Source organism: Pseudomonas sp. P8_241, assembly GCF_034008315.1.
Taxonomy (GTDB): domain Bacteria; phylum Pseudomonadota; class Gammaproteobacteria; order Pseudomonadales; family Pseudomonadaceae; genus Aquipseudomonas.
Map to the genome: position 1 here is coordinate 3284344 of NZ_CP125377.1, position 11474 is coordinate 3295817.

General features: G+C 56.1%; 10 protein-coding genes and 2 pseudogenes. 8 read left to right on the forward strand and 4 right to left on the reverse strand.

Annotated elements, in window-relative coordinates:
• Nucleotides 1-19 precede the first annotated feature (19 nt).
• The 4 genes from QMK58_RS15050 to QMK58_RS15065 all read right to left on the reverse strand — a co-directional run bounded on the left by QMK58_RS15050 (nucleotide 20) and on the right by QMK58_RS15065 (nucleotide 2516).
• Nucleotides 20-682, reverse strand: a complete 663-nt coding sequence (locus tag QMK58_RS15050; protein ID WP_320394912.1) for a histidine phosphatase family protein — start codon at nucleotides 680-682, stop codon at nucleotides 20-22.
• A gap of 79 nt (nucleotides 683-761) precedes the next feature.
• A complete protein-coding gene (locus QMK58_RS15055) occupies nucleotides 762-986 on the reverse strand; it encodes a hypothetical protein (RefSeq protein ID WP_320394913.1) in 225 nt (74 codons plus the stop codon).
• A gap of 164 nt (nucleotides 987-1150) precedes the next feature.
• Nucleotides 1151-1384, reverse strand: coding sequence for a hypothetical protein (locus QMK58_RS15060; RefSeq protein ID WP_053160426.1), 234 nt, complete (start codon nucleotides 1382-1384; stop codon nucleotides 1151-1153).
• Nucleotides 1385-1550: 166 nt separating this feature from the next.
• A complete protein-coding gene (locus tag QMK58_RS15065) occupies nucleotides 1551-2516 on the reverse strand; it encodes an endonuclease (RefSeq protein WP_053160227.1) in 966 nt (321 codons plus the stop codon).
• A gap of 153 nt (nucleotides 2517-2669) precedes the next feature.
• On the opposite strand from QMK58_RS15065, the pseudogene salA reads away from it, so the two are divergent.
• The 8 genes and pseudogenes from salA to QMK58_RS15100 form a co-directional block, all read left to right on the forward strand.
• Nucleotides 2670-3515 (forward strand): annotated as a pseudogene (gene salA, locus QMK58_RS15070) (salicylate 1-monooxygenase); the annotation flags it as partial.
• A gap of 284 nt (nucleotides 3516-3799) precedes the next feature.
• A complete protein-coding gene (locus tag QMK58_RS15075; protein ID WP_053160231.1) occupies nucleotides 3800-4432 on the forward strand; it encodes a dTMP kinase in 633 nt (210 codons plus the stop codon).
• 85 nt (nucleotides 4433-4517) lie between these two features.
• Entirely contained in the window at nucleotides 4518-4643 is a 126-nt protein-coding gene (locus QMK58_RS15080) for a hypothetical protein (RefSeq protein ID WP_256220673.1), read from the forward strand.
• Nucleotides 4644-4709: 66 nt separating this feature from the next.
• Nucleotides 4710-5582 carry a transcriptional regulator gene (locus QMK58_RS15085; protein ID WP_053161222.1) on the forward strand — a complete coding sequence of 291 codons (873 nt, stop codon included), beginning with the start codon at nucleotides 4710-4712 and terminating at the stop codon, nucleotides 5580-5582.
• Nucleotides 5575-6075 carry a hypothetical protein gene (locus QMK58_RS15090; protein WP_320394914.1) on the forward strand — a complete coding sequence of 167 codons (501 nt, stop codon included), beginning with the start codon at nucleotides 5575-5577 and terminating at the stop codon, nucleotides 6073-6075. Before QMK58_RS15085 ends, QMK58_RS15090 begins: the two co-directional genes overlap by 8 nt.
• Nucleotides 6076-6801: 726 nt before the next feature.
• The gene (locus QMK58_RS15095; protein WP_053161225.1) at nucleotides 6802-7605 is read left to right on the forward strand and encodes a sulfotransferase family protein; all 804 of its coding nucleotides are present in this window, start codon (nucleotides 6802-6804) and stop codon (nucleotides 7603-7605) included.
• Between the two features lie 43 nt (nucleotides 7606-7648).
• A pseudogene (locus QMK58_RS28955) lies at nucleotides 7649-7771 on the forward strand (ESPR-type extended signal peptide-containing protein); the annotation flags it as partial.
• Nucleotides 7772-7873: 102 nt separating this feature from the next.
• Nucleotides 7874-11470 carry an autotransporter domain-containing protein gene (locus QMK58_RS15100; RefSeq protein WP_320394915.1) on the forward strand — a complete coding sequence of 1199 codons (3597 nt, stop codon included), beginning with the start codon at nucleotides 7874-7876 and terminating at the stop codon, nucleotides 11468-11470.
• The last annotated feature ends 4 nt before the right edge of the window (nucleotides 11471-11474 follow it).

Here is an 11474-nt window from a genome sequence, read left to right on the forward strand (position 1 = left end):
TGCAGGTTTGCCGAACACGTTATTTCGTGCAGAAGTCGTCGATAAATCGCTCATGGCCAGATGAGTCGATTCGCGATTCAACCGTCCATTTGCCGTCATTAAACACGACGTGATAACTCCAGCAGTTTCTAAACGGCTCTCTCACGTCGAGGGCCCGAAACTCACGCATCCGGTCGTATGAGCGAGCGTGGCTTCCATGTTTGATCAGCCAGGCAGCAGCTCTGATGAATTGCCCATGGCTGTAAACCAGGATGTTCTGAGCATCCTGGTCCGCAAGCTTTGCCAGCATTGCATCCGCACGCTCGAGTAGATTATCGAACGACTCAGCGTCAGGCCCATCGACAATCTCTGCGTCACCGTTTTCCCAATAGTGTTGCGCAAATGGCTTTCGATCTGCCTGCGTACTGCCTGCGAAGCGGTTTGGGCTCAGATACGTAAACTCTTCGACGGGCCACAATTGGAATGGAACGTGGGGGAAGCGTTCTACTGTAGGCAGTGCGGTTGCGATAGCACGTTCAAAGGGGGACGAGACGATCAGGTCGGGTGTGGTCGTGATGGATTCAACGAGCGCCCGAGCTTGAAGTTGGCCTTTCTCAGTCAGCTGTATCGAGTCCGGCGCTGTCGTGGCAAGGCCTGCGTTTGCCGCACTCTCAGCGTGGCGGATCAACCTTGCAACTTTCATTGCAGGCCCTCGGTTTGCTTTAGCGAGCACAAGATCGTCAGGATCACTCCAATGTGTTCCCAAAGCATTTCCCCAGCCATTACTGTGAGCTGGTCGCCGGCAAAAGCTGACCAACAAAAGCCACTACCGGGCTCAAAAGCAAAGCCACTTCGTAAGGCAGGTGAATGACAGACTGCAGATAGCCAAGAACCACCATCGTGGCTTCACGGTAACTGATGCCCTCAACATTCGATGCAAAGATGAATGCAGGAGCCATCACCAAAACCATCGCCAAGAACCACACAAGACGGTATAGACCACCCATTTTGACCTCGCTGAAACCCCTTCGTTTACCTTCTGGCTGCATGATAGCCAAATGATATTTTCGTCCGTGCATCCTAAAGATATTTTGAGGTTAAGTCACCGAAAAGGTGCTAACTAGAGCCTTTCACTCTGTAAGGGAGGGTGGAAACCAAGGCGCCATTTCTCCTAGGCGTTGCCAATCTGTCCGCTATCCCAGGCCTCAGTGAGCTCGTCTATTCGATCCGCAATCTGAGGCGTTTTTGACAGGACAAGGCAACGCGTGTTGCCGACAAACTCTTCGATCAGATACAACGAGTCACCCACATCGAGCTCCAACTCCTGCAATGCCTCGTCAGGAATTCGAATCGCACCGTCACCGTCCCATTCTTCGATCATGATTTTCATAGGTGGCTTTCTCATGTTTAGTCTCCAGTTGCTCTGATTCTGCGGCCGTTCAATACCCATGGACTCACGGTGGTCTATTTGAAAGATTCGGATAATCATCAAGCCTAAGCTCAGCACATATCGCTATCCAGGGTCGGGTGCCGGCCTCGGTTTCCCAAGGCCGGACGTCAACAAACAGCAACTATTTGCAGTTGCCTGCCTTTCGATATCCCGCAGCCTGGGCCTCAGATTCAGAGTTAAAAGTTATTTGGTTTTTCGCAGACACCTGACCATAGCCAGGGCACCCCATTGAGAGGTGGTAGACCTGGCTTTTCCGATTGCCAATGATCGAACCTGCTCCGCTCGCGCTCGCCAGGTTTGGCTGAGCTGGAGCGCGGGGAGGATCAATGGAAATGGCGCTGACCACCCCGTCACCAATTGCTTTATACCCTTGTGACCATTGACGCTCGCCCGTTACGAACGGATTGGAATGCCCCATGATGTTTGCGATGCGTCGATCGCGCTCTTTCTCCCAGGACGATACCGGGTACTGCTTGTCCCAAGCCATCAACAGCTGTTGCTGCTGACGCGACATGCTCAGTTTGTATCTGTCGAACATGTAAAAGGTGGTCCGTGCGACCAGACCTTTAACCTCGTCGCGAGGCTCCGCAGCACGTTGGTCGAAATCTACTCGCGTCTTGCATTGCCCATATTGCGGCGCAATCCCGGTGGCCATGCCGTAATTGAAATTACTGCGGTCGCCGTTCACCTCGCCAACAGATGGGTAGAGGTTGAACAGGTCTGCTTCCATTGCTCGAAACACCGGATCATCGTCCACACAGTGCTCGCGCCCACCGTTCTTCCAGCATTGACGCTGGTTGCCGAATGTCCAGGCCGGAACGATGTGCTCCCACTCAGTCCGTTCTGCCCGACTCTCCTGTTTTCTGGCCTTTAGGCCGCATGACTCAGCATCGATACGACCACCTGATTTACCAACCCATGTCCATTTACACCCGCAATACAACTCGCCCATCGGGCTGCTCGCCTGGTCGAGGTAGATTTTTTGTTTAGCTATGACTTTGGCTTCGGTAAAGGTTGAGGGAGGGCTTGCGAAGGCGGTGGTAATTACGGAGAGGGCAAGCGTTACTACGAACAGCAGTTTTTTCATTGGATAACATTAGTTATTAAGGGAAGGGCGCGAATTATAGGCATATTCTTGGAATTTTCAGATGAATACTGGCCGCGATTGATTTTGACTTTTGATCTTGTGCGAATCCAGCGAACTTCAAAGTAGGCAGATCACCTTCGTGAGGTTTCACAGTTCACCGATGGCACTGAGCATCGCTGCGACCTGTTGATCGCCGCGGACGGTATCAAGTCTTCAATTCGTGATCATGTCCTCAACGGTCTTGGCCAGCCCCTGGTGGCACCGCGTTTCAGTGGTACCTGCGCCTACCGCGGGATGATCGACAGCCAACAGCTGCGTACAGCCTACCGGGCTCGGGGTGTCGATGAGCACTTGGTCGACGTCCCGCAGATGTATCTGGGGCTCGACGTACACATTCTCACGTTCCCGGTCAAGCAAGGCCGGCTGATCAACGTCGTGGCCTTCATTTCCGATCGCAGTCGCCCCGATCCGACCTGGCCAAGCGATTCTCCATGGGTGCGCAATGCCAGCCAGGAAGAAATGCTCTCTACCTTCAATCATTGGGGAGACGCTGCACGGGTGCTGCTCGAATGCATTCCGGCACCCACCCTTTGGGCTCTGCATGAACTCGATGAATTGCCGGGTTATGTCCATGGCCGCGCAGGGCTGATCGGCGATGCTGCGCATGCCATGTTGCCGCACCAGGGCGCTGGCGCAGGTCAGGGCTTGGAAGACGCCTGGCTTCTGGCGCGATTGCTCGCCGATCCTCAGGTCATGGACAGCCAGCCACAAGCGGTGCTCGAGGCTTACGACGCAATCCGTCGTCCCCGTGCCTGCCGTGTGCAGCGCACATCCTGGGAAGCCGGGGAGCTTTATGAATTGCGTGATCCAGCTGTATCCGACGACGAACAACTACTGGGGAAAACCCTCGCAGAGCGTTTCGACTGGCTGTGGAATCACGATATGCAGTCCGATCTTCAAGAGGCTCGTGCCCAGTTGGGTTGGCGAGCCTCTGCCTAACGACTTGAACCAACATGCACGGAGGGAGCATCCAGCGGCTCTCTTCGTTCGTGAATGCATGGTGGTGCAAGATCAGCTAAACAATCGCCAGCGAAGGCAGATGCAGGCCGATGCTAGGTCAACTCTAATTGATTGATCTTTTGAGACCCGTTAGGCAGAAACCAAGTTAGAGTGTTCATTAGTGTCTGTTCATGAGGTCCCTACACTCGATTCGCGTAGACGCGCCAAGCGTTTCCAGCGAACGAACCGGGCAAAAAAATCGTATCTCAATCGTTATGTGAAGAATGAATCGTCCGCTGTTTGTTTCTCTAGATGGGCCCAAGGGAGCCGGCAAAACCACACTGTTGGAAGCCGTGACGAAATTACTGAGGGCAGACAACAAAAAGGTGATCCGACTTTGCGAGAAAAAAAGCGATCCCTATAGGGGTGAAACAATGACCCTCGTTAACAAGCTCGTCAGAAATCCCACCCGGGATTTGGAGTTGAGGGTTTGTGAGCGCTTTGCTGATAGCCGTACCTGGATTTCCCGGAACGTGCTGACTAAACAGCCACCAGACAGCATCATCTTGATCGATCGCTGGTACCCGTCGGATGCCGCGTTCCGCCGGATAGTCCCGTTTGCAGAGATTCTACGGCTGAACATTGATCGAAACGTGCAAGTGCCAGACCTGCATGTCGGGGTTATCACGGCTCCTGAAATTTCATGGGCACGGGCAGCGGCACGACGGCGTGGGCTGAGCAGTACTGTGATCCATAAGCTGGAAGAACATGTCGCTTGTACCAACGCGTTCGAGCGAGCGATTGCAGATCACGGCTGGGTTTTATGCCGCAATGAAGGAACGATCGAAGACGCAACGATGCAGGTGATTTCTGAGATTTATAAAGCCCTTCGATGCCCCCTGGACGAGTCACGATAAAAGCTGACCTGCAAGCCGATTGTGACCGTCCGATATGTGAACAAGTGCCCGTCGGCACGGGCGCATGCTTGACGGTGTGGCCTGAATGACACGACGCAATGTTGTTGAGCACCTGCTGGCCTTTACCGAGGCGCTTGAGCCGTTTTGGCATGCCGGCTGCCAGGAAAGTTTGCTCCTGCCGGGTGAAGGCGTTGGCGCAGGTAAGGAATAACCGCTTAACTCCAAGGGTTGAAGAAATGTATTCGACTCGCCTTCCTGCCACGCATAGAAGGTCGCCATGGGCCTAGTACTGATCGATGAACAGTTGGTGTTTGACGAAGACAACTTCTTGTTGTTTCGAGCCGATTGTGCAGACGAGGAGCCTTTACGCGTGGGCGCAATCGCCAGTCGATGCCTGGCCATGCTCTTGAGATCCGGTGGCACGGTAGTGCGTAAGCGCGAACTGATGGAGGGGGCGTGGGGCCAGTTCGGCCTGGAAGTAACCGACAACAGTTTGGCTCAGGTGGTCCGACAATTACGCCTGGCGCTGGAAAAGCTGCAACCCGATAGAGAGTTCATTCAGACGTTGCCGCGCATAGGCTACAAGCTCGCGGACAGTGTACGGGTCGAGGAAGTATCCAGCGTATCGAAAGCCGTGCCCGTTGCGGGTGAAGCCGTCGTTGACCGCGAACGCCCCATCCTTGCTCCAGCCATGCCTGATACGGGGAGCCAGGATGCCGAACCGCCTTCGATCATGGCAATGCCGGCAGCAATGGAAAGTGCTTGCGATTCTCTGCCTGTATCACCGGTAACCTCGCCCGTACGTTGGGGGCTTTGGGTGGCATTACTCCTGTGGGGTGCCCTTGCATTTTTGCTGGGAAGAATCGGGCTGCCCGCCTCGCCAGAGGTCATACCTCCAACGTTCGCTACGCCGGTAACAATAAGTGAGGTACAGGTCCATCTGTCCGCTCGAGACATACAACCCATGGCGCCGTCCTTCCTGCAACCCCTGGTGCTGCGCAGTCGTAAATTGGCGGAACTTGAGGGACTGTCACTGGACAATCTGCACCTTTATCTGTTGCCCGCCCGTCGTGGCGCCGATCAGATTCTCTGTGAGGGTGAACTTGAAAAAGTCGGTAGTCGCTGCATAGGTGTACAACAACATGACTAGATCTGGCGCAAACGCAGTCTGGTGCCTGGCCTTCCTTTTCGTCGGCCTGCTGGGCGTGGGGCTTGGGCGCCTGTCGGCAGAGCACGCTACCGGCCGGGATTTCTGGTGCGAAGGGGAAAGTGCGCATCAAACGCATTCTGAAGCGCGGCCGGGTTGGTTGACGATACGTTACAGATTGGATTTGCAGCGCACCGGCCTGAGCCATATGCGCATGGTGGCCAAATTGATTGATGCCAACACCGGCACAGAACTGGGAACCGCACGTCGCAATAGCGCCTTTGAGGTGCAACAACAAGGACATCGTTTGCAAGTCAATGTTGTGAGTAATGCCCAAGGCGAAGCCGACAGCAAGAATCCTGAGTTGACGAGTACATTGGGCATGTTTATTTTTCGGCCAAACAGTAACTTGAGTTACTGGATACGGCCACTGACTGAAACTCGCTATCTCATTGATGATGGTAATGACATGTTCATTTTGTGCAGCCGGCGATAACACTGTTTAAACTTTCTTCGCGTCTTCCCCCGTTACCTTTGACACGGCTCATAACTTCTATGGATCGTGTATCACGGCGTTAACTGCCCCGCGTTCAGCGTTACTTAAAGTTTAGTAAACGGGCGTCATGCTTCAACCAATAATGAAACGCGGGGTCTGAGCGGCTCTGCGCCACTGCAATACGCCGATATCCCCCGCGCCAGTCCGCACGACTTTGGAGGTGCGACCGACTCCGGCGTTGTTGACCCGGAGATTGGCCTCTAGCCGCTGGAGGATACTTTGCAACGTAGCGGACGCCGGCCTGTCCGAGCGTGGCACTTGAAGGGTGCCTTTCATAAGTTTTCAGCGTTTTTCAGTGTTTTTCATCGTTCAGCGGCAGGCGGTTCAACCTATTTCAGAGCGGTTTTGTCGAGGGGATGTATTACTACGGCAGGACTTGGGAATGCCGACGCAGAACGGTGAAAAGAGCACGAGAATATTACTTGGCAGGTTGTGTCCTGCCGCATCGCCTGCCTTACGTTTGATGAACGTCATCTTGTTGGCCAACTGGGTCAATGCGTTTATCTATTTTAATTTATAGTACCTGTTTCTGGCTCGTAGGGATTAACGAACTGCCTGCTCAGGTCACTAGGCCAGTCAACTTGAGAAACGCCGCAACAGGATTTTCAAATGTTCAGTGATACTTCTGTCAGGGACCAAGGCGTTATGACCTGCCCCGAGCACGCAATGCATTTCATTTCTGGCTTGCCCCGTTCGGGTTCGACTTTGCTGTCGGCCCTGCTACGCCAGAACCCGCGTTTTCACGCGCATATAAGCAGCCCTGTGGCCGGCCTGGTCAATGAGCTGCTCAATGGTATGAGTGGCCAAAACGAGTTTTCGCTGTTTATTTCCGATCAGCAACGCCAACGCATTCTGCGCGGCTTGTTTGAGCAGTTCTATGGCAAGGAATACTCGGCTTCGGTGATCTTCGACAGTAACCGCGCCTGGTGCTCACGCATGGCCTTGCTGCACAGCCTTTTTCCAAACAACAAGGTGATTGCCTGCGTACGTGAGGTGCCGTGGATCGTCGATAGCATCGAACGTTTGATTCAACGCAATACGTTCTCGCCTTCAGCCATTTTCAACTATCAGGCCGGTGGCACGGTGTATAGCCGCGCCGATGCCGTGGCCAACGCCGACGGCATGCTCGGTTACCCCTACAACGCCCTCAAAGAGGCGTTTTACGGCGCACACGCCAGCCGTTTGCTGTTGGTGCGCTACGAGAGTCTGGTCGACAACCCGCAGGCGGTCCTCGACGGCATCTATGCCTTTATCGGTGAGCCTGCCTTCAAGCACGACATGGACAACGTTCAGTTCGACGCGAGCGAGTTCGATCAACGGGCGGGCACACCCGGGCTACACGACGTCAGGCCCAGCGTACGGGCCCTCAGCCGGCCGACCATTCTGCCCCCCGATGTATTTGCTCGTTTTAGCAATGACGCTTTCTGGCAACACCCGCAACACAACCCGCACGGGGTCAAGATTCTTTGAATCCCCTTAGCCAAAAAAAATCAACAAAGCATAGGTTACATGCATGAACAAGGCGATTTACCGGTTGGTATGGAACAGCACATTGGGGGCGCCGCAAGTCGTTTCTGAAGTAGCCAAGTCAAAAACGTGTGGCAGCTCTTTAGCCGTTACCGGTTCGGGCACTCGCTCGTCGAAACGATGCGCTAAAACAGCCGTCTTGCCACTGGCCTTGCTGTCGTTGGGTGTTGCCTCTTCAGTGTGGGCGACGTCCTATGATGTCGATACGGGTGTGAATTTCGGTTCAGGGTCCCTGCGCGAACAATTGTCCACCAGTGGGGCAGTGAATATCGATCCGGGGATAAGCACGATTACCCTGACCTCGGACATCTTGCTACGTAACCTCGCAACGACGCTGAACGCTTATGCTCCCCTGACCATTAATGGTGGCAACCTGATTGGTAGCGGCAATTCGTTGAGATTGAACGGCCCAGGTACAGGAGCGATCACCACCGCGATTTCGGGCCAGTTCTCCGGCGATGCGGGTAGCGGTGGGTCTGCAACGAATGGCAGTACAGGGGCGAATGGCGCGAACTCCATTAGTGGTAACGTCGCTGGAGGTGCCGGTACCTCGGGCTCGAATGGCCAATACTCTTCCCCGACCAATGGTTCGGCGGCAATCAGTGGCAGTGCTTTCACGCTCATGAACACGGCCACCGTAACCGGTGGCGCTGGTGTTTCCACTCTATCAGCGGGCTCTGGGGGCAATGGCGGTAAAGGGGGTAATAATCCTGCTGTCTTTCCTGCCGCTGGTGCCGCTGGTGGCGCTGGTGGCAACGGCGGTGCCGGTGCCAGTGCAGGGGAGGGCTCCGTCGGTGGAGATGGCGTCGAGGGCAACAATTTTACGCTGATCAACAATGCCAGCATTACTGGGGGCAATGGTGCCACGGGCGTTACCGGTGGTGCCGGCGGTAAGGGCGGTGCTGGTGGAGCTGGTGGTGGATATTTTGGCCGCGGTGGCAACGGGGGCACTGGTGGCAATGGTGGCGACGGTGGCACTGGCGGCGCTGGCGGCGCTGGCGTCTCGGGTTCCAACATGGTGGTGGTCAACACCGGGACTATTCGAGGCGGTATGGGCGGGGTCAGGGGCTTGGGTGGTGCAGGAGGTACAGGAGGTGCAGCAGGTGCAGGCGGCTACCAAGGCGGTTTCGGCAATAGTGGCCAAAACGGCCTAAACGGCAGCCAAGGCGCAGATGGCAGAGAAGGCATTGACGGCTCCGGTATTTTTGCAGCGGGTGATTCAACCATCACCAACAGCGGTACTGTCAGCGGTTTTAACGGCATTCTTAACTTAGGTATCCTCAGCCTGAACAATGATGCGGATGGCCATATTGCGGGCAACGTGCTTGAACGTTCCGCAGCGGGGATTGCTAACAATGACACCATCGGTACGCTGAGCAACGAAGGTATCATCGAGGGTTTTACTGGTATTTCCAACGACGGCACAATCACCGCCCTGAGCAACAATGGCACTATCTTTGGCGCCGGATCAGGCATTCGTAACGATGGCACCATCTCTACGCTCAGCAACAGTGGCAGCATCTCCAGCAGCGGCTCCTCAGGCATTTATATGAGTAGAGGCAGCATTGGAACACTAAGCAATCATGGCACCATCAGCGGCACGACCGGTATTGCGATTAGTTCCGGGAGCATTGATTTACTTAGCAACGAAACGGATGGCGTTATCTCCGGTGGTTACTTCGGTATTATCAATGGTGGCAGTATCGGTGCACTGAACAACAGTGGCCTCATCAGCGCTCAATACGCCATTTTAAATGGCCCAATCAACGTGCTCGGCTCCATTGCCAACACCGGTACCATCGCCGGTACGATCTACAATATTGCTTCGCAGGACCTGATGATCAATGGCGGCAATGGTTCGGTGTTTGGCACACTGACAGGCAGCTCAGGCACAGGCGTCGGGGCAGACAACATCGGCCTGATCACCAGCACCTACTCGAACGTGGTGTTCGGCCCTGGCAACCAGTTGCTCAATGACCACATCGACGTGGGCACTCATAACGTCACCAATGATGCGACCGGCGTCCTGCAGGTCAACAATACGATCAATATCACCGGTAATTACTACCAGGGTGCCGATGCCAGTCTGATTTCCGGTGTGGCCAGCAACGCCGTGACCACTGGCGATGTCAGCACCGACAGCGGCTATGGTCGCCTGGTAGTATCCGGGACTGCCAACATCGCTTCGGGCTCCACGATTGGGTTGCAGCAGCTGGGCAGCTACGGCTTTGCTCAAGGACAACGCTACCTGGTGGTTCAGGCGGCCACCCCTGGCACCGAATATAACGCCAGCAGCCTTCACTATAATGTCGCCGGGTACAACGCTTCCGGTACCAGCGTAGACAACGGCGGCAATAGCGGTTTGTTGGTCACAGTGGGCAGCGCTACGCCACCTGACGTGACACCGCTGCCACCTGCCGTGACGCCGCCGCCACCTGACGTGACACCGCTGCCACCTGCCGTGACGCCGCCGCCACCTGACGTGACACCGCTGCCACCTGCCGTGACGCCGCTGCCACCTGCCGTGACGCCGCCGCCACCTGACGTGACGCTACCGCCACCTGACGTGACACCGCCGCCACCAGCTGTGACGCCGCCGCCACCTGCCGTGACGCTACCGCCACCAGCCGTGACGCCGCCGCATGACGGGCCATCCAGCGGTCCGATCAACCGCGCGACCACCACTACCGGGATCGCAACGCTCTCCGGGCTGTTCAACTACACCGCCTACGATGCTCCGTTGATGAACCTGTTCAACGCCACCGCGGCCCTTGGCTCTTCGGCCGCGGGTAACAAGGCCGGTGCGCAGTTGAGCCCGGCGGCGACCGCGTCTGCCGCGACTCAGGCGTCCATGGCGTCCACGGTGCAAGTGCTCAATGTCACGGCGGCGCACCTGGACGGGATGCGCATCGCGCAGAACGACAAGACCCGCGGCGGTATCGCCACGGGTGAGGGAACCAGCAATTCCGGGCTTTGGGGCCAGGCTTTCGGCGGTACTTCGCGTCTGAGCGAGAGCGATAATATCGCCGGTTATCACAGCCATTACGGCGGAATGCTGATAGGTGCCGACGGTGCGGTCAACGACAGCTGGCAGGCCGGTGGTCTGTTCAGCTACACCCAGACCACGGTCAATAGCGACGGCGACAACACCGGCAGTTCTGCCGACGTGAAGTCCTATGGTCTGTTCGGCTATGCCAGCTACACGGCCAACCCGTGGTACCTGGACCTATCGATGGGGGCGATCCAGCATCAATTCGACACCCGGCGTGACGTTAACTTCCCTGGCTTCAACGGCGAAGCCAAGGGCGACCATGACGCCATGCAGTACATCGCCGCGGCCCAGGTCGGTTACCCGATCGACCTCGGTTCCCATACGGTGCTGACGCCGATTGGCGGTTTGACCTACAGTACTCTTGACGAAGACAGCTACACCGAAAAAGGCGGCAATGGTGCGGCACTGCATGTGAACTCTACCAGCACCCACTCGCTGAAAAGCGACCTGGGCACCAAGCTGGAGCGTTCCTACGCTACTGAGTACGGCAATGTCGTGCCATCGGCGCAGTTGACCTGGCGTCATGAGTACCAGGACACGCGTCTGCAGTCGGTCGCCAACTTTGCCGCTGACACGGCCGGGGCCACCAGCTTCAGCAGCCTGGGCGCCAAGCCGGTGGATGACACTGGCGTACTGACGATGGGCGTGACTCTGCTCAAAAGCAGTGCCCTGAGTGTGTCGGCGAAGTACACCCTGGAAGCGGCCAGTGGTTACACGGCCAATACCGGTGATGTGCAGGTGCGTTGGAACTTCTGATCGG